The organism is Pseudomonas sp. T1.Ur (genome assembly GCF_023516725.1).
In the GTDB taxonomy this organism is placed as follows: Bacteria; Pseudomonadota; Gammaproteobacteria; order Pseudomonadales; family Pseudomonadaceae; genus Aquipseudomonas; species Aquipseudomonas alvandae.
In genome coordinates this window covers 4,191,079-4,209,208 of sequence record NZ_JAMGSN010000001.1, presented here as the reverse complement: position 1 = coordinate 4,209,208, position 18,130 = coordinate 4,191,079, and the positions used below count along the sequence as shown (strand labels likewise).

The 18,130-nt window shown below is 60.3% G+C and carries 16 protein-coding genes; 11 read left to right on the top strand and 5 right to left on the bottom strand.

Going from position 1 to position 18,130, the window contains the following annotated elements; translation table 11 throughout:
• Positions 1–235: 235 nt before the first annotated feature.
• From secA to M8Q45_RS18805, 3 genes are all read left to right on the top strand, one after another.
• Complete coding sequence (secA, locus tag M8Q45_RS18815; RefSeq protein ID WP_249875929.1) at positions 236–2,977, top strand: preprotein translocase subunit SecA; 2,742 nt, start codon at positions 236–238, stop codon at positions 2,975–2,977.
• Between the two features lie 119 nt (positions 2,978–3,096).
• Positions 3,097–4,314: a bifunctional glutamate N-acetyltransferase/amino-acid acetyltransferase ArgJ gene (argJ, locus tag M8Q45_RS18810; protein ID WP_249875928.1), complete on the top strand. Its 1,218-nt coding sequence runs from the start codon at positions 3,097–3,099 to the stop codon at positions 4,312–4,314.
• 147 nt (positions 4,315–4,461) lie between these two features.
• Positions 4,462–5,406: a Nudix family hydrolase gene (locus M8Q45_RS18805; protein ID WP_249875927.1), complete on the top strand. Its 945-nt coding sequence runs from the start codon at positions 4,462–4,464 to the stop codon at positions 5,404–5,406.
• 116 nt (positions 5,407–5,522) lie between these two features.
• Here M8Q45_RS18805 and M8Q45_RS18800 read toward each other — a convergent pair whose 3' ends face one another.
• Genes M8Q45_RS18800 through M8Q45_RS18790 form a run of 3 tightly spaced genes read right to left on the bottom strand, consistent with a single transcriptional unit; the run spans position 5,523 to position 9,107 of the window.
• A complete protein-coding gene (locus M8Q45_RS18800; RefSeq protein ID WP_249875926.1) occupies positions 5,523–6,104 on the bottom strand; it encodes a cob(I)yrinic acid a,c-diamide adenosyltransferase in 582 nt (193 codons plus the stop codon).
• Positions 6,105–6,106: 2 nt separating this feature from the next.
• Entirely contained in the window at positions 6,107–8,143 is a 2,037-nt protein-coding gene (locus M8Q45_RS18795) for a sensor histidine kinase (RefSeq protein ID WP_249875925.1), read from the bottom strand.
• A gap of 46 nt (positions 8,144–8,189) precedes the next feature.
• On the bottom strand, positions 8,190–9,107 hold the full coding sequence (locus M8Q45_RS18790; RefSeq protein WP_249875924.1) for a putative 2-dehydropantoate 2-reductase: 918 nt from the start codon (positions 9,105–9,107) through the stop codon (positions 8,190–8,192).
• A 142-nt stretch (positions 9,108–9,249) separates the two neighbouring features.
• Here M8Q45_RS18790 and M8Q45_RS18785 point away from each other — a divergent pair, with 142 nt between their 5' ends.
• Both M8Q45_RS18785 and M8Q45_RS18780 read left to right on the top strand, forming a co-directional pair.
• The gene (locus M8Q45_RS18785; RefSeq protein WP_030140812.1) at positions 9,250–9,735 is read left to right on the top strand and encodes a YajQ family cyclic di-GMP-binding protein; all 486 of its coding nucleotides are present in this window, start codon (positions 9,250–9,252) and stop codon (positions 9,733–9,735) included.
• Positions 9,736–10,022: 287 nt separating this feature from the next.
• The gene (locus tag M8Q45_RS18780; RefSeq protein ID WP_249875923.1) at positions 10,023–10,865 is read left to right on the top strand and encodes a mechanosensitive ion channel family protein; all 843 of its coding nucleotides are present in this window, start codon (positions 10,023–10,025) and stop codon (positions 10,863–10,865) included.
• 94 nt (positions 10,866–10,959) lie between these two features.
• On the opposite strand, the gene M8Q45_RS18775 is transcribed toward M8Q45_RS18780, so the two are convergent.
• A complete protein-coding gene (locus tag M8Q45_RS18775; RefSeq protein WP_249875922.1) occupies positions 10,960–12,291 on the bottom strand; it encodes an OprD family porin in 1,332 nt (443 codons plus the stop codon).
• 819 nt (positions 12,292–13,110) lie between these two features.
• On the opposite strand from M8Q45_RS18775, the gene M8Q45_RS18770 reads away from it, so the two are divergent.
• A complete protein-coding gene (locus M8Q45_RS18770) occupies positions 13,111–13,536 on the top strand; it encodes an HIT family protein (protein WP_249875921.1) in 426 nt (141 codons plus the stop codon).
• 3 nt (positions 13,537–13,539) lie between these two features.
• Entirely contained in the window at positions 13,540–13,746 is a 207-nt protein-coding gene (locus tag M8Q45_RS18765; protein ID WP_249875920.1) for a SlyX family protein, read from the top strand.
• A gap of 69 nt (positions 13,747–13,815) precedes the next feature.
• On the opposite strand, the gene M8Q45_RS28425 is transcribed toward M8Q45_RS18765, so the two are convergent.
• Positions 13,816–14,421, bottom strand: coding sequence for a cold-shock protein (locus M8Q45_RS28425; RefSeq protein ID WP_030140807.1), 606 nt, complete (start codon positions 14,419–14,421; stop codon positions 13,816–13,818).
• A gap of 393 nt (positions 14,422–14,814) precedes the next feature.
• Between M8Q45_RS28425 and M8Q45_RS18755 the strand changes: the two genes are divergently transcribed.
• The 4 genes from M8Q45_RS18755 (at position 14,815) to aspS (ending at position 18,114) form a co-directional block, all read left to right on the top strand.
• Positions 14,815–15,288, top strand: a complete 474-nt coding sequence (locus tag M8Q45_RS18755) for a Dps family protein (RefSeq protein ID WP_030140806.1) — start codon at positions 14,815–14,817, stop codon at positions 15,286–15,288.
• A gap of 205 nt (positions 15,289–15,493) precedes the next feature.
• The gene (locus M8Q45_RS18750; RefSeq protein WP_249875919.1) at positions 15,494–15,835 is read left to right on the top strand and encodes a ribbon-helix-helix domain-containing protein; all 342 of its coding nucleotides are present in this window, start codon (positions 15,494–15,496) and stop codon (positions 15,833–15,835) included.
• A gap of 206 nt (positions 15,836–16,041) precedes the next feature.
• The gene (locus tag M8Q45_RS18745; RefSeq protein WP_003178589.1) at positions 16,042–16,263 is read left to right on the top strand and encodes an FmdB family zinc ribbon protein; all 222 of its coding nucleotides are present in this window, start codon (positions 16,042–16,044) and stop codon (positions 16,261–16,263) included.
• Between the two features lie 75 nt (positions 16,264–16,338).
• Positions 16,339–18,114 carry an aspartate--tRNA ligase gene (gene aspS, locus M8Q45_RS18740; RefSeq protein ID WP_181288678.1) on the top strand — a complete coding sequence of 592 codons (1,776 nt, stop codon included), beginning with the start codon at positions 16,339–16,341 and terminating at the stop codon, positions 18,112–18,114.
• The last annotated feature ends 16 nt before the right edge of the window (positions 18,115–18,130 follow it).

Sequence of the window (18,130 nt, the reverse complement as noted above, 5' to 3'; positions counted from 1 at the left end):
CGACTTTTTATCCACACAATCAATAGGTAACTTCTGCACCTTGTGGCTTGAAGTTCGCGCAAAAGCCCTTATTTTAGGGAGGCCCCGTCACAGCGCTGTGCCAGCATCGTGGAATAACGCCACTTTCCTCACCATCGTTTCCGGGTAGAATGCTCGTTCGCATGCGGCCATGAGGGCTGCACGGGCGACTCATGGGGCCGCCCTCCATCCCTTTAGTGTGGAAGATCCTGCCGATATGTTTGCGCCTTTGTTAAAGAAACTTTTTGGAAGCAAGAACGAGCGTGAAGTCAAGCGCATGCTCAAGACGGTACAGATCGTCAATGCCTTCGAAGAGCAAATGGTGGCCCTTTCGGACGATCAGTTACGCGCCAAGACTGCCGAATTCAAGGACCGCATCGCCAAGGGTGAAACCCTTGACCAGATCCTGCCCGAAGCCTTTGCGGTCTGCCGCGAAGCCGGCAAGCGGGTGATGGGCATGCGCCACTTCGACGTCCAGTTGATCGGTGGCATGACGCTGCACGAAGGCAAGATCGCCGAAATGCGTACCGGTGAGGGCAAGACCCTCGTGGCCACCCTGGCGGTGTACCTCAACGCATTGTCCGGCAAGGGCGTGCACGTGGTGACGGTCAACGACTACCTGGCCCGCCGCGACGCCAACTGGATGCGCCCGCTCTACGAATTCCTCGGCCTGACGGTCGGCGTGGTCACGCCGTTCCAGCCGCCGGAAGAAAAGCGTTCCGCCTACGCTTCCGACATCACCTACGGCACCAACAACGAATTCGGTTTCGACTACCTGCGCGACAACATGGCGTTCAGCATGGAAGAAAAATTCCAGCGTGAACTCAACTTTGCCGTGATCGACGAAGTCGACTCCATCCTCATCGACGAAGCCCGTACCCCGCTGATCATTTCCGGTCAGGCCGAGGACAGTTCCAAGCTGTACATCGAGATCAACAAGTTGATCCCGCAGCTCAAGCTGCACGTCGAGGAAGTCGAAGGCGAAGTGACCCAGGCCGGCCACTACACCGTCGACGAGAAGACCCGCCAGGTCGAGCTCAACGAATCCGGTCACCAGTTCATCGAAGAAATGCTGACCCGCGTCGGCCTGCTGGCTGAAGGCGAAAGCTTGTACTCGGCCCATAACCTGGGCTTGCTGACCCACGTCTATGCCGGCCTGCGTGCCCACAAGCTGTTCCATCGCAACGTCGAATACATCGTGCAGGACGGCCAGGTCGTGCTGGTGGACGAGCACACCGGCCGTACCATGCCGGGCCGCCGCCTGTCCGAAGGCCTGCACCAGGCCATCGAAGCCAAGGAAGGCCTGAACATCCAGGCCGAGAGCCAGACCCTGGCCTCGACCACCTTCCAGAACTACTTCCGCCTGTACAACAAGCTGTCCGGCATGACCGGTACCGCTGACACCGAAGCGTTCGAATTCCACCAGATCTATGGCCTGCAAGTGGTGGTGATCCCGCCGAACAAGCCGCTGGCGCGCAAAGACTACAACGACCTGGTGTTCCTGACCGCCGAAGAGAAATACGCGGCGATCATCAACGACATCAAGGAAGGCATGGCCCAGGGCCGTCCGATCCTGGTGGGTACCGCCACCATCGAGACCTCCGAGCACATGTCCAACCTGCTCTCCAAGGAAGGCATCGAGCACAAGGTCTTGAACGCCAAGTTCCACGAGAAGGAAGCCGAGATCATCGCCCAGGCCGGTCGCCCGGGTGCACTGACCATCGCCACCAACATGGCCGGCCGTGGTACCGACATCCTGCTGGGCGGCAACTGGGAAGTGGAAGTCGCCTCCCTGGAAAACCCGACCCCCGAGCAGATCGCGCAGATCAAGGCCGACTGGCAGAAACGTCACCAGCAAGTGCTGGAATCCGGCGGTTTGCAGGTGATCGCTTCCGAGCGCCACGAATCCCGTCGTATCGACAACCAGCTGCGTGGCCGTGCCGGTCGCCAGGGCGACGCCGGCTCCAGCCGCTTCTACCTGTCGCTGGAAGACAGCCTGATGCGCATCTTCGCTTCCGACCGGGTGAAGAACTTCATGAAAGCCCTGGGCATGCAGCCGGGCGAGGCGATCGAGCACCGCATGGTGACCAACGCCATCGAAAAGGCCCAGCGCAAGGTCGAAGGCCGCAACTTCGATATCCGCAAGCAATTGCTGGAGTTCGACGACGTCAACAACGAGCAGCGTAAAGTGATCTATCACATGCGCAACAGCTTGTTGGCCGCCGACGATATTGGCGAAACCATCGCCGATTTCCGCCGCGAAGTGCTCGACGCCACCGTCAGCGCCCACATTCCGCCGCAGTCGTTGCCGGAACAGTGGGATATCGCGGGTCTGGAAGCTTCCCTGCGCAGCGATTTCGGCGTGTCCTTGCCGATCCAGCAGTGGCTCGACGAAGACGATCACCTGTACGAAGAAACCCTTCGGGAAAAACTGCTGGCCGAGCTGATCGCCGCGTACAACGAGAAAGAAGACCAGGCCGGTGCCGAAGCGCTGCGCTCCTTCGAGAAGCAGATCGTCCTGCGCGTGCTGGACGACCTGTGGAAAGACCATCTGTCGACCATGGATCACCTGCGCCACGGCATCCACCTGCGAGGCTACGCCCAGAAGAATCCGAAGCAGGAATACAAGCGCGAGTCCTTCACGCTGTTCTCCGAGCTGCTCGATTCGATCAAGCGCGACTCGATCCGCGTGCTGTCCCACGTCCAGGTTCGCCGCGAAGACCCGGCCGAAGAAGAAGCTCGCCTGCGTCAGGAAGCCGAAGCCCTGGCTGCGCGCATGCAGTTCGAACACGCCGAAGCGCCAGGATTGGAAGTGGCCCAGGCGATCGAGGAGGGTGTCGACGTGGATGTTGCCTTGGCCACCGCCCCGGTGCGCAATGAGCAGAAGCTGGGCCGTAACGAACTGTGCTATTGCGGCTCGGGCAAGAAATACAAGCATTGCCACGGGCAGATCCAATAATCCCGTTTCAACGCTGAACGACCCGCGCCGCGACAGGACCTCCTGTCGCGGCGTTTTGCCATTTTGATTCGCCGTCTTGATGAAGGCGGTGCTGAAATAACTTATTAAGGAGCGCTTTCATGGCTGTTGGTCTTGGTCCGTTGCCAACGTTGCACCCGGTTGCCGGTTTTGAACTCGGTATTGCCTCGGCCGGCATCAAGCGTCCTGGGCGCAAGGATGTCGTGGTCATGCGTTGCGCCGAAGGCTCGACGGTGGCCGGCGTGTTCACGCTCAACGCCTTTTGCGCCGCACCGGTCATCCTGGCCAAGCAACGCGTGCAGGGACCGGTGCGGTACCTGCTGACCAACACCGGAAACGCCAACGCCGGTACCGGCGCGCCGGGCCTGGCTGCCGCCGAGCGCACCTGCGCCAAGCTGGCTGAGCTGACTGGCGTCGATGCCAGCCAGGTGCTGCCTTACTCCACCGGTGTGATCGGCGAACCGTTGCCGGTCGAGAAGATCGAAGGCGCTTTGCAAGCCGCCCTTGATGACCTGTCGGAAAACAACTGGGCCGCCGCCGCGACCGGCATCATGACCACCGATACCTTGCCCAAGGGCGCGAGCCGCCAGTTCCAGCATGACGGCGTGACCATCACCGTCACGGGCATCAGCAAAGGTGCCGGGATGATCCGGCCGAACATGGCGACCATGCTCGGTTACATCGCCACCGACGCCAAGGTGTCGCGCCAAGTGCTGCAGGACCTGATGCTCGACGGTGCCAACAAGTCGTTCAACCGCATCACCATCGACGGCGACACCTCCACCAACGACTGCTGCATGCTGATTGCGACTGGCAAGGCCAACCTGCCGGAAATCACCGAAGCCAGCGGCCCGTTGTTTGCGGCCCTGAAGCAGGCGGTATTCGAGGTGTGCATGGACGTGGCCCAGGCCATCGTCCGTGACGGCGAAGGCGCGACCAAGTTCGTGACCGTGCAGGTCAACGGCGGTGGCAATCACCAGGAATGCCTGGACGTCGGCTACACCGTGGCGCACTCGCCGCTGATCAAGACCGCGTTGTTCGCCTCCGACCCGAACTGGGGCAGGATCCTCGCCGCTGTCGGCCGTGCCGGCGTGCCGGACTTGGACGTGAGCAAGATCGACGTGTTCCTCGGCGAAGTCTGCATCGCCAGCCAGGGCGCCCGCGCCGCGACCTACACCGAAGCCCAGGGTGCGGCAGTGATGCAGCAGGAAGAAATCACCATCCGCATCGAGCTGGGCCGGGGTGATTGCAGCGAAACCATCTGGACCACCGACCTGTCCCACGAGTACGTCAAGATCAACGCCGAGTATCGGACTTAATACCGAGTTGCTCCTATCGCGAGCAAGTTCGCTCCGCCAGTGGAACTGCGTTGTGAACACGTTTGATATCGCTCAACAAATCCCTGTGGAGCGAGCCTGCTCGCGATGGTGCCGGTACCGACTCCATGAACGCTGAGGAATAGCGCGGTGAAACGAATTCATGTGGCGGCGGCGGTCATTCGTGACGCCGCTGGTAAAATCCTGATTGCCCGTCGGGCCGACACCCAGCATCAAGGTGGCCTGTGGGAGTTTCCCGGCGGCAAGGTCGAGGCCGATGAGTCCGTCGAAACCGCCTTGGCCCGGGAGCTTCACGAGGAACTGGGCATCGTCGTCGAAGCCGCCCGGCCACTGATCAAGGTGCGTCACGACTACCCGGACAAGCAAGTGTTGCTCGACGTCTGGGAGGTTTCGGCCTTCAGCGGCGAGCCCCATGGCGCCGAAGGTCAACCGCTGGCGTGGGTGACGGCCCGCGCGTTGACCGGTTACGAGTTTCCGGCGGCCAACCAGCCGATCGTCGCGGCAGCCCGTTTGCCGGGCGAATACTTGATTACGCCCGAAGGCCTCGAGACGCCGGCCTTGCTGCGCGGCATGCAGAAGGCAATTGCTGGCGGGATCAAGTTGGTCCAGCTCCGAGCGCCCAACGGCTACGACCCGCAATACCGCGACCTGGCGGTGGACGCGGTGGGGTTGTGTGCCGGCAAGGCCCAGTTGATGCTCAAGGGGCCGTTCGAATGGCTGGGGGATTTTCCCTCCGCCGGCTGGCACATCACCGCCGCGCAACTGCGCAAGCATGCGGCGGCCGGTCGACCGTTCGGGAAGGATCGTTGGTTGGCGGCCTCGTGCCATAACGCCGAGGAGCTGTCCCTGGCGCAGCAGATGGACGTGGACTTCGTGACGCTGTCACCGGTGCAGCCGACCCAGACTCATCCCGATGCCAAGCCGTTGGGGTGGGATGAGGCGGCTCGGTTGATCGAAGGTTTCGACAGACCGGTTTATCTGTTGGGGGGGGTGGGGCCCGGCGAGCGGCAAAAAGCCTGGGAAGCCGGGGCCCAGGGCGTGGCGGGGATTCGGGCGTTCTGGCCTGAGGCTTGATTTTGTGGTGTAACCGCTGACGCCATCGCGAGCAAGCTCGCTCCCACAGGGGGTTTGTGAACGCCGAAAATCCCGTGTGGGAGCGAGCTTGCTCGCGATGGCGGCCTCAGAACGATTCAGCCCTCAGGCTTTGCCGCCGCCTCCCAAAGCACCTCCGCCACCCCCTGCCGCCGGGCAATGACCCGTGCGGCCACGAACAACAGATCCGACAACCGATTGATATAGGCCAGCCCTGGCCCGGCCAACGGCTCCACCGCGTTCAATTGCTGGCAACGACGCTCGGCACCACGGGCCAGCGCTCGGCAGACGTGCGCTTGCGCGATCAAGGAAGAGCCACCGGGCAGGATGAAGTTCTCCAGCGGTCCCAACTCCTCGTTCCACCGGTCGATCGCCGCTTCCAACCGCTCGATTTCCGCCACGTTCAAGGCTTGGTAAGCCGGCATCGCCAGTTCACCACCCAAGTCGAACAGCCGGTGCTGACAAGGCGCCAACACCGCGATGACCTCCTGTAGCGCGGGATGCCGGGCTGTTTCCTCGGCCAGACCGGCCAGCAACAACCCCAGCTGGCTGTTCAGCGTATCCACTTCGCCAATCGCTTCGACCCGCGGGTGATCCTTTGCCACGCGGCGGCCATCGCCCAGCCCGGTTTCACCTTTGTCCCCGGTGCGGGTGTAAATCTTCGACAGGCGAAAACCCATGTTCAGCGCTCCACTGGCTTGTTTTCCTGGGCCACCATCGAAGTGCCCGCCAGGGGCAGGCGCAGGGTGAAGCAAGTGCCCTGGCCTGGCGCGGATTGCACTTCCATCTGGCCCTTGTGATTGTTGGTAATGATGAAATACGAGACCGACAGCCCGAGGCCCGTGCCCTGGCCGATCTCCTTGGTGGTGAAGAATGGCTCGAAGGTGCGCTTGCGCACGTTCTCGCTCATGCCGATGCCGTTGTCCTCAACCTGGATTTCCGCCCAGGGCGGATTCAGGCGGGTACGCAGGATGATTCGGCCGGGCTCGCTATCGTCCTGGCGTTGATGAATGGCCTGGGCAGCATTTTTCAACAAGTTGAGCAGCACCTGTTCCAACTCGTTGGCCGTGCCGGGCACCGGGCCCAGGTTTGGGTCGAACTGGCGGACGATCGCCTGGCCCTTGAAGTCGAAGCCGATCGCCAGGTCGAAGTCGTTACCGGCGATTTCCACGGCCTGGTCGATCAGCGCCGGCAGGTCGCAAGGTGCCATCTGCCGCGTACTCCGCCGGCTGAAACTGAGCATGTGGGTGACGATTTTCGCCGCCCGGGCGCCGGCTTGCTGGATGCCGTCGAGCAATTGCGGGATCTCGCGGCTTGCCAGGTAACGGTTGACCACTGGCAAGTCGATGCCCAGTAGCTCGGCCTGTTCGAGGTTCTTCGGCAGTTCCGCCGACAGGCGTCGGCGGATGTTTTGCACGTTGTGCAGGATCGCGCCGAGCGGATTATTGATCTCATGGGCCATGCCCGCCGCGAGGCCACCGACCGAGAGCATTTTCTCCGATTGCACCATCATTTCCTCCAGCGACAGGCGCTGGGTGATGTCGTCGATGCGGATCACCACGCCCCGCCCGGCGCCGCCCATCAGCGGATAGAAGGTGAGGGCGTAGTGCCGGGCTTCGTCGTCCTTGGTCCAGGTGACACGCTCGATCTTCGCCACCGTGTGCTGTTCGACCGTTTGCTTGAGTTGGGGCAGGTACGGCTTCAGGGGTTCGAAAGCGAGGAAGATCGGCTGGTTCAGTGCTTCGTCCAGCCGTGTGCCGGAGAGCGCGCTGGCTTCCTGGTTCCATTGGGTGACGTAGAGCTGCTCATCGAGGGCAATCAGCGCCGATGGCATGGAGTCGATGATGCTATTGAGGTAATTCTGGAAGCCGGTGAGTTTTTTCTCGATCTTGCTGCGCACCTGGACTTCCAGCTCCAGCTTGCGGTTGGTGTGGCGGGTTTCTTCCGCCAGGCCCTGGGCCTGGTCATAGGCCGCCTGGGAGTCGTCCCGCGCACGCTTGAGTTGCTGCTCGCGGGCTTCGATCCGCGACAGCATGGTATTGAACGCCTCGGCCAGGCTGCCGATCTCGTCATGGTTGCCACGGGCGGCGCGCAGGGCGTAATTCTCCTCGCGGGTGACCTGGCGGGACAGCTCTTCGAGTTGGTGGATCGGCTGCGTGATCAGGCGTTTGATCTGCTGGGCAATGACCAGCCACAGCAGCACGCTGAAAATCAGGATGCCGAGGCTGGCGGTCAGGGTGCCGGTGTAGAACGCCGTGGGCAATTCGCTGCTGGCCACCAGCAACAGATGGCCGGGCGCAGTGCCGGGCCGGGGCAGGGTGATGATCTGGTTGCTGCGAAACTCACCGGCCTGCCAGGCCTGTATGTGGCGGAAATGGTCCGGCAGCTTGAGCTTTTCGCCCTGTTGCAACTGTGCCAGGCGTTCGCCTTGGCCGTCGTACAGCGCCGCCGCCCGCAGGGGTGCGTAGCTGTTGAGTTCGTCGAGCAGGCGCTGGGCGCTTTGGGGTGATTGCAGCGCTTCGGAGATCAGGCTCGGGTTGGCCACCAGGCGGCCGATGGTCTGCAACGCCTGGGGCGCCATGCTTTCCTGGGAAATGTAATAGGCCGCGCTGATGAAGGTCAGGTTGGCCACCAGCAGGACGGTGGTCAACAGCACCAACAGGGCCGCCAGCAGTTTCTGGCCGACCGGGAGATTTTCAAGACGCTGGCGCAATGGCATCGGACTCGTCGCTAACAAGGAACACGAGGGCCAGCGTAGCCGCTGCTCAGTCGCTGGGCAATCCGAGGTTGTCCAGGTGGGCAATCAGTCGCTGGCGCATTTGTTCAAGGTGCGGCACCGCCACGCCATGCCGCTCGGCGACCGCGCAGGCGTGGCCGAGCAGGTAGCTGATTTCGGTGCGCCGCTGGTTGGCGACGTCCTGGTACATCGAGGAATAATTGGCGGCAGTGGCCTGGATCACCCGCTCGACTTCTGTCTGCAAATCTTCGGCGGCGGCGGGCTGGCCGCAGCGTTCGAGCAGCTCGATGAGTTCGGCGCAGAGAGTCGCGACTTCGCAGCGATGCGCTTGCAACTCACCGTTCTTGCAATGATGAAGTACGGTGAGTGGATTGATCGCACAATTGAGGGCCAGTTTGCGCCACAGACGGGTGAGGATATCGGCGCTCCATTCGTGGGGGATACCTGCCGCCGCCAGGTCGTCCAGCCAGATCGGCGCGACGGGGTGGGCGGGATCTCCCAGCCAGGTGTAGCCGTGGCCGGCGAAGACCACGCGCCAGTCACCGTCGCGGAACGCGCCCTCAGTGCTGGAGGCGCTGATACAGCGCGCCCGAGGCACGCAGTTGGCCACGGCGTCCTGGCTGCCGAGGCCGTTCTGCAACAGGATCAGTTCCGAGTCGCTGTCCAGGCGATGGGCGACCGACGCAACGGCTGCTTGCGCATCGTAAGCCTTGCAGGCCAGGAGCAAGCGCTTGATTGGCTCGGAATCCTGCGCGGTTTCGCCTGGCACCGGGTAGCACTGTGCCTGGCCCTGTTCCACCAGCGTCAGGCCGCCGGCGGCGAGGTAATCCTGCAGCCGCTGTTCATTGCGCAGCACCAGCCGCACCGGCAGGCCGGCGCGGGCCAGGCGCGCGGCCCATAGCGTGCCGAGGCTGCCGGCGCCCAGGACATGCCAGGTGGTGGACATCAGTTTTTTACTCGGTTTGGTGCTGGCATCTGCGGGGCTCGCGGTAACGGCGGGGAAAGACCCGTTATAATGACCCCGATTTTAACCACAAGCCAAGTGCGCGCCGTTTCATGAGCGCGCCTTTTTATTTGGAGAACACTACATGCCGTCATTCGACGTGGTATCCGAACTGGACAAGCACGAAGTCACCAACGCCGTTGAAAACGCCGTCAAGGAACTCGACCGTCGGTATGACCTCAAGGGCAAGGGCAGTTTCGAGTTCAAGGAAAAGGACCTGACCGTCAACCTGACCGCCGAGGCCGATTTCCAACTCGAGGCAATGATCGAAATCCTCAAGCTCGCGCTGGTCAAGCGCAAGATCGACGTGCAGTGCCTTGAAGTGAAGGATGCCTACGCCTCGGGCAAGGTGATGAAGCAGGAAGCCGTGCTCAAGGAAGGCATCGACAAGGAACTGGCAAAGAAGATCGTTGCCCACATCAAGGACGCCAAGCTCAAGGTCCAGGCCGCGATCCAGGGCGAGCAAGTGCGGGTCACCGGCAAGAAGCGTGACGATTTGCAAGAAGCCATTGCAGCGCTGCGCGGCAAGGAATTCGGCATGCCGCTACAGTTCAATAACTTCCGCGACTGATACTTCAGTTTCAGAGAAATACGATGGCGAGGGAGCCCATTCCCGCAGGGCTCTGTAGGAGCTCTGTAGGAGCTGCCGAAGGCTGCGATCTTTTGATTTTTCGCTTGGAATTCAAGTGTCTTGGGAAAGATCGCAGCCTCGTTTCACTCGGCAGCTCCTACGCAGCTCCTACGCAGCTCCTATGTAGCTTCTACGTAGCTTCTACGTAGATCCTGCGCGGCTCCTACAGCCCAGCGGGAGCGAGCTCCCTCGCCACAATTGCGTGCAACGGAAACAAGGAGAACACGATGGACTTGAACGCTGAAGTGGACCACCTGGTCAAGGCTTCCCAGGCCTGGATACCGATGATCATGGAGTACGGCAGCCGTGTGCTGCTGGCGGTCGTCACCCTGGTCATTGGCTGGTGGCTGATCAACAAGGTGACGCAGAAACTCGGGGCGCTGCTGGCCCTGCGTAACGCCGACCTCGCGCTGCAAGGGTTCATCAGTACCCTGGCAAACATCATCCTGAAGATTCTACTGATCGTCAGTGTCGCTTCGATGATCGGTATTGAAACCACCTCGTTCGTCGCGGCCATCGGTGCGGCAGGCTTGGCGATCGGTCTGGCCTTGCAGGGCAGCCTGGCGAATTTCGCCGGTGGCGTGCTGATCCTGCTGTTCCGTCCGTTTCGTATCGGTGACTGGATCGAAGCCCAAGGCGTGGCCGGTACGGTCGATAGCATCCAGATCTTCCACACCGTGATTCGTACCGGTGACAACAAGACCGTCATCGTGCCCAACGGCAACCTGTCGAACGGCATCATCACCAACACCAACCGCCAGCCAACCCGCAAGGTAGTGTTCGATGTGGGCGTGGATTACCAGGCCGACCTGCAAAAGGCCCGGGAAGTGTTGTTGGCGTTGGCCAAGGACGAACGCGTATTGGCTGATCCTGCGCCTGAAGCGGTGATTTCGACCTTGGGCGACAGTTCGATCACCGTGTCGCTGCGTATCTGGGTGAAGACAGCGGATTACTGGGCCGTGATGTTCATGCTCAATGAGCATGCACGGGATCGCTTGAAGGAGTCCGGTATTGATATTCCGTTTCCGCAACGGGTGATTCGGGTCGTTCAAGAGTCGCCTACGGCCTGAAGTATTCGACCGCTTGGTCAAGTTTCAACGCAATGAAAAAAGGCCCATCCGAAGATGGGCCTTTTTTTGATTACCGCGAACAGACTTTCGGCAATTACAGAACCGAAATCGGGTAGTCGACGATCAGGCGGAACTCTTTGATATCGCCTTCAGTTTCGTCGGTGTTAGCGTGGTGCCAAGCTTGACGAACGCGGAAGGAAAGATCCTTGGCCGGGCCAGACTGAACAACGTACTTGGCTTCGAAGTTGGTTTCGTTATGTTTGCCATTGTCGCCATAATTCAAAGCAGCGTATGGGCTGCTGGCGTCCACGTTGGAACCGTCGATGTCCCAACCTTTCACGTAGCGGGTCATGAAGCTCAGACCAGGAACGCCGTACTCAGCCATCTTCAGGTCATAACGGATCTGGGCAGATTTCTCGTTAGGCGCGTTGAAGTCGGAGTACTGGATGGAGTTGGCGAGGAAAATCGAGTCGCCACCACGGTTGTTCTTGCCCACGCCGATGTAGTCGAAAGGCGTGTCGCCGTTAATCTTCTGGAAGGCCACGGTGATGGTGTGCGCTTTCAGGAAGGAGAAAGCCGCTGCCAGGGAGTACGCGGTGTTGCTGATGTCACCGGCCTTGGAGCTGCCAGTGTCGGTGGTGCGGTAGATGTTACCGTCCAGGTTCAGCGACTGATCGCCACCCATTGGGATGGTGTAGTTCAGGTTACCGTAGTACTGGTTCCAGATGTCTTCCAGCTGGGCGGCGTACAACGATGCGCTCAGTTCGTCGCTGAACGAGTATTTACCGCCAGCGTAGTCGATGGTGTTGGCTTCAACGCCAGCGTAGGTCGCGAACAGGCCGCCTTCACGAGCGTTGCGGTCCTGGCTGGTCGCCGAGTAGAAGTGACCGGCTTCGAGGTCGAGGTCTTTGACTTCGCTGCTCTGCAGTTGGAAACCGCTGGCAGTTTGAGGCAGGACGCGGGAACCACCGACAGCGAACACTGGAGCAGTGCTTGGCTGCTGGTCGCCGATTTTCAGCTCGGTCTTGGAGACGCGGAATTTGACCGCTGCGCCTGCTTTGCCTTGGCTGTCGTTGACGTCGCCATCGCCATCAACGCTCATGTTGCCGGTGCCGCGAGTGCCGTCGCCGCCGTCCAGTTTCACGGCCAGGTAGCCGAACGCATCAATGCCGACGCCTACGGTGCCTTGGGTGTAGCCGGAGTTGAAGTTGCCCCAGATGCCCTGAGTCCAGTCTTTCTGGTCAGTAAAGCCATCTTTACGGTCACGGTTGAAGTAGTAGTTGCGCAGCAGCAGTTTGGCGCTGGCATCTTCAACGAAGCCTTTGGCTTCAGACTGGTCACTTACGAAAGGTGCGGCCGAGGCCATTTGAGTACTGGCTGCTGCAGCAACGGCCAGTGCGATCATGCTCCACTTCATCACGCGCATCGTGATTTGCTCCTTTGGTTTTTAGAAGAGTACTGCCGTCCCACCGGTTTTTTTATCTGGGCGGCTCTTTCTTTTTGTGTCGGCGCAAACTTATATCACGCCGACATTCTTTGGCGATACTTGCCCATTCAACCTTTCAGCTTCTTTACGACCCTGTCGCCAATGGCTCGATCCATGTCGCATTCCAGCTGATCCGAGGTGTGCGGAATGACAACTTCAAGTTGTTCTTTGATTGCACGCTTCGGTGTAAAGAGTCCGTAAGTCAAACCTTGAAGCTCCTGAGGGCAGCCTTGCCACTTTAATTCTCAGGCCTGCAGGTTCCGCTTCCGGCGGCGCCTGTAGACGATATGGGCATGAATGCAACAAGCATGCACAAACCCGGATTTCGTTGACATTTTTTTCACAATTTAGCTGCGGTTGCGGTGAAACCTCATGAAACCGGGCTCCAAAGGCCTTGTTTTAAATGGGGTTGACTGTCAGGCAGCTGTCATGTTTGAAACCGTTGGAACTCACGCGACAACCAAAAACGTTACCGGTTCACCCCTTCGGTGGGTAAAACGCGGATGTCACGTGCACTGAGCGTAGACGCATTGTGCTGTTTTGGTGCAGAAAATCTTCAAGCTGTGCGAAAAGCGGACAGTCCTTACAGCTGCTCGATGCAAAATGCGCCGTTACGGCACTCGGTGCACGGCATTGGTGCGCAGGGGCGGTGCGCAGTGAACGTTCCGCCGTTCACGGGTATGCTGGGCGCATGTGTCCAAGGTAGGCCGGTAGCGCCACCCAATCGGCACAGTCATCAATGAGCGAGGAGTACGCGCGGTGTTTGCCTTAGATCCACGATTGCAACAAGACACATTGCCCATCGGCGATTTCCCGCTTTGCCGGTTGCTCTTGTCCAACGACTCGAACTACCCATGGTTCATCCTCGTGCCGCGGCGGGACGATATCAGTGAATTGTTTCAATTGGATGACGCTGATCAGCAGCAACTGTGGAAAGAAACCACGGCGCTGGCCGAGACGCTCAAGGACGCGTTCGACGCCGATAAACTGAACGTTGCAACCTTGGGTAACGTTGTCAGTCAATTGCACATGCATGTAATCGTGCGCAAACGGGACGATGCCGCCTGGCCGGCGCCGGTGTGGGGCAAGCATCCGGCGCAGCCTTACGATGCAGGACAGGTCGCGGCCATTCGTGAACGCTTGCGAGCGGTCCTGACCGATGATTTCAAGTTCCTGGAGGGCTGAACCATGAACCTTGAAGAGCGTGTAACCGACCTTGAAAGCCGCCTGGCATTCCAGGACGACACCATCCAGGCGCTGAACGACGTGCTGGTGGAGCAACAGCGAATCGTCGAGCGGCTGCAACTGCAGATGTCGGCGCTGCTCAAGCGCCAGGAGGAGATGGCCGGGCAGTTCGAGTCTTTCGAAGAAGAAGCGCCGCCTCCCCATTACTGACGAACCCGAACGACGGGCACAAAAAAACCGCGAGCAGCCAGGCTGCATCGCGGTTTTTTTACACTTGGATCAGCGGCGCGGCAGCGCGGCGATCACGTCTTCGGCTTGCAGGCCCTTGTCGCGATGCATGACCGAGAACTCCACGCGCTGGCCCTCGACCAGGACGCGGTGGCCCTCGCCACGAATGGCCCGGAAATGCACAAAAATATCATCGCCGGAATCACGGGAGATGAAACCGAACCCCTTGGACGTGTTGAACCACTTCACGGTGCCGGTATCGCGGTTGGACATGTCGTAGTTCTGCGGTGCGGCGGACGGCGACGACTTCTTGTAGAAGCTGACGGCCAAGTGCAGCAGTACGGCGAGCAACGCCGCAGCCAGGCTGGACAGGATGGCGGGTTGGCCGCCGATTTCCGGCATGGGCGCCAGCAGGGTCAGGGTTTGCAAGGCAACGGCCAGCACCAGCAGGGCACTGACAAGGTTTTGCAGTTGATGACGTGGACCTTTGTTCCAGTAAGGGATGACGGGTGCCAGTGTCAGGTTGAGCAGGCCGAAAAAGGCCAGGTAAAGCGCGTCGGGATGTTGCAGGTAAGGTGTGGCTTCGGAACCCAGGCTAGGGATGAAGGACAGCAGCAGGGCAGCTGCGCCCATTAGCAAGTGGACGATTTTCAACATTTTGATTGGCTCACGGTTAAGACAGGTCACAAGGAAGAGCTGATCGGGGGCGGTTCGCTCCAGAACAATGAGAGGCGTAGTAATACGTACCCGAATCAGCCTATGCGCGCCGCCCGGAAAAATAGGCGTAGCGACACACTGCCTATTTAACAGCAAAGCCCGGGCCTTCTCAAACGTGTTGCTGGCGTGCCGGACGCTGTTCGTCGGCGGAGCGGGTGCAGGCTCCTGAAGATGGCAGGTGGATAAGGATTCGATTTCAGGTTTTCCGGAACCGCCCGCCATCCCGGCTTGTCGGTTCAGGACGGCTGGCGATTTGTCGCAGGCCTCAGGCGGCGACACCCGCTAGAGTGAAACGACCGCTGTCGAATTCATCACGTCAGGAGATCAACCCACATGGCCATTGATATCGGTATCAGCGAAGAAGACCGCAAGTCTATCGTCGACGGGCTTTCGCGCTTGTTGTCAGACACCTATGTGCTGTACCTCAAGACCCACAATTTCCACTGGAACGTTACCGGTCCGATGTTCCGGACGCTGCACCTGATGTTCGAGGAGCAATACAACGAGCTGGCGCTGGCGGTTGACCTGATCGCCGAGCGAATCCGTGCGCTCGGCTTCCCGGCGCCCGGTGCTTACTCGGTCTATGCGCGCTTGTCGTCCATAAAGGAGGAAGAGGGGGTGCCTGGCGCCGAGGACATGATCCGGCAGTTGGTCGAAGGGCAGGAAGCGGTGACTCGCACGGCCCGTGGCATCTTTCCTTTATTGGACAAGGTCAGCGACGAACCCACTGCCGACCTGCTGACCCAGCGCATGCAGGTCCATGAAAAAACCGCCTGGATGCTGCGTTCGTTACTGGAGGATAAGTAAGTCACGCCCAGGCGACGGTGTTGCCGTTGGCATCGTCGCCTGACGTCAGGTTCCAGGGTTGCGTAATTTGTCGCCAGTCTTCTGTTGGCTTGTCCTACGTTGATGGTCAAAAAGTCATCTGGAACTGGTGATCCCGTTGAGCTTCCATAGAGCCACAGATCGGTTGTTCCGACTGAGGCTCGTATGGCAAAGGAGTGTCAACGGTATGATTCAAGGAAAAGAACCCTGGGAAGGCCGACGTGGACGCTTGCAGTCTATCCACATCGACCCGTTCGTCAGGGGTTTCGATATGCAACTGGCCCGCCCCCTGGCCCGCTCTGTCCGGCTCAATGGTCTCGCCACCTGCCTGCGGCTGGAGCAGGTCTATTGGGATATTCTCGGCGACATGGCGCACCTCAACAGTTGCTCCATCAGCGCCTTGTTGTCCCATGTGGACCGGGAGGTACACCTGCGCCATGGCGGTGTGCGCAATTTCAGCGGGCTGGTGCGTGTTGTCTGTGTGGTTCACAGTTTGAAGGACGCCACGATGGAGCATGGTGGGGCGTAGAAGCTGCCGAAGGCTGCGATCTTTTGATCTTGATCTTGATTTTCGCTTGCGACTCAAGTGTCTGGGGCAAGATCGCAGCCTCGTTGCACTCGTCAGCTCCTGCACGCGGCCTTACGGCTGCACAGGCAGCATTTAATGGATATAATCCCGCTCTTTGCCGCAAAGCCCCGCTTTTGCGCGAGTAACCTGATTGCCGAGACAACCCCATGCCGATGTACGACTATCAATGTGCTTCCTGTGGTCATCAGATGGAAGCCATTCAAAAGATCAGCGCGGCACCGCTGGTCGACTGCCCTGCCTGCCAGGCACCAGAACTGAAAAAGATGCTGTCCATGCCTGGTTTCCGCCTCGGTGGCACGGGCTGGTATGAAACCGACTTCAAGACCGGCGCCAAGAAGAACCTGGCCGGTGGCGACAAGGCTGATTGAGTTGAATACGCGCGAGTTCTTGCACGGGCAGGGCCTCCAACCGAATGTCGAATTACGAGAAGTGAAACCACTACCATGATGCGCAGCCATTATTGCGGCCAACTGAACGAAAGCCTGGAAGGCCAGGAAGTTACTCTTTGCGGATGGGTTCATCGTCGCCGTGACCATGGCGGGGTGATTTTCCTCGATATCCGTGATCGTGAAGGCCTGGCCCAGGTGGTGTTCGATCCGGACCGCGCCGAAACCTTCGCCACCGCCGACCGCGTGCGCAGCGAATACGTCGTCAAGATCACCGGCAAGGTGCGCCTGCGCCCAGCCGGCGCCGGCAATGCCAACATGGCGTCCGGCATGATCGAAGTGCTGGGTTATGAGCTGGAAGTGCTCAACGAAGCGGAAACCCCGCCGTTCCCGCTCAATGAATACTCCGACGTAGGTGAAGAAACGCGCCTGCGCTACCGCTTCATCGACCTGCGTCGCCCGGAAATGGCCGAGAAACTGCGCCTGCGTTCGCGCATGACCACCAGCATCCGTCGCTACCTGGACGAGAACGGTTTCCTCGACGTCGAGACGCCGATCCTGACCCGCGCGACACCGGAAGGCGCCCGCGATTACCTGGTGCCGAGTCGCACCCACCCCGGCAGTTTCTTCGCCTTGCCGCAGTCGCCGCAGCTGTTCAAGCAGCTGCTGATGGTGGCCGGGTTCGATCGCTACTACCAGATCGCCAAGTGTTTCCGCGACGAAGACCTGCGTGCCGACCGCCAGCCTGAGTTCACCCAGATCGACATCGAGACCAGCTTCCTCGATGAAAAAGACATCATGGGCCTGACCGAAGGCATGATCCGCAACCTGTTCAAGGAAGTGCTGGACCTGGAATTCGGCGAGTTCCCGCACATGACCTTCGAAGAGGCCATGCGTCGCTACGGCTCCGACAAGCCAGACCTGCGCAACCCGCTGGAACTGGTGGACGTGGCCGACCAGCTCAAGGATGTCGAATTCAAGGTGTTCAGCGGCCCGGCCAACGACCCGAAATGCCGCGTTGCCGCCCTGCGCGTACCCGGCGGTGCGAGCATGCCACGCAGCAAGATCGACGATTACACCAAGTTCGTGGGTATCTACGGTGCCCGCGGCCTGGCCTATATCAAGGTCAACGAGCGCGCCAAGGGCGTCGAAGGCCTGCAGTCGCCGATCGTGAAGAATATCCCTGAAGCCAACCTCAACGTGATCCTCGATCGCGTTGGCGCAGTCGATGGCGACATCGTGTTCTTCGGTGCCGACAAGGCCAAGATCGTCAGCGAAGCCTTGGGTGCGCTGCGGATCAAGGTCGGTCACGACCTGGAGCTGCTCACTTGCGAGTGGGCGCCGATGTGGGTCGTGGACTTCCCGATGTTCGAAGAGAACGACGACGGCAGCTTCTCCGCGCTGCACCACCCGTTCACCGCGCCGAAGTGCTCGCCTGAAGAGTTGGAGGCCAACCCGGCCGGCGCGCTTTCCCGCGCCTACGACATGGTGCTGAACGGCACCGAGCTGGGTGGCGGTTCGATCCGTATCCACCGCAAGGAAATGCAACAGGCAGTGTTCCGCCTGCTGGGCATCAGCGAAGCCGAGCAGGAAGAGAAGTTCGGCTTCCTGTTGGACGCCCTGAAATACGGCGCGCCGCCCCACGGTGGCCTGGCCTTCGGCCTGGATCGCCTGGTGATGCTGATGACCGGCGCACAGTCGATCCGCGAAGTGATCGCGTTCCCGAAAACCCAGAGCGCGGCCGATGTCATGACCCAGGCGCCGGGCGTCGTGGATGCCAAGGCGTTGCGCGAATTGCACATCCGCCTGCGTGAACAGCCAAAGGCTGAGTAAGGCTGGCACCTGAGAG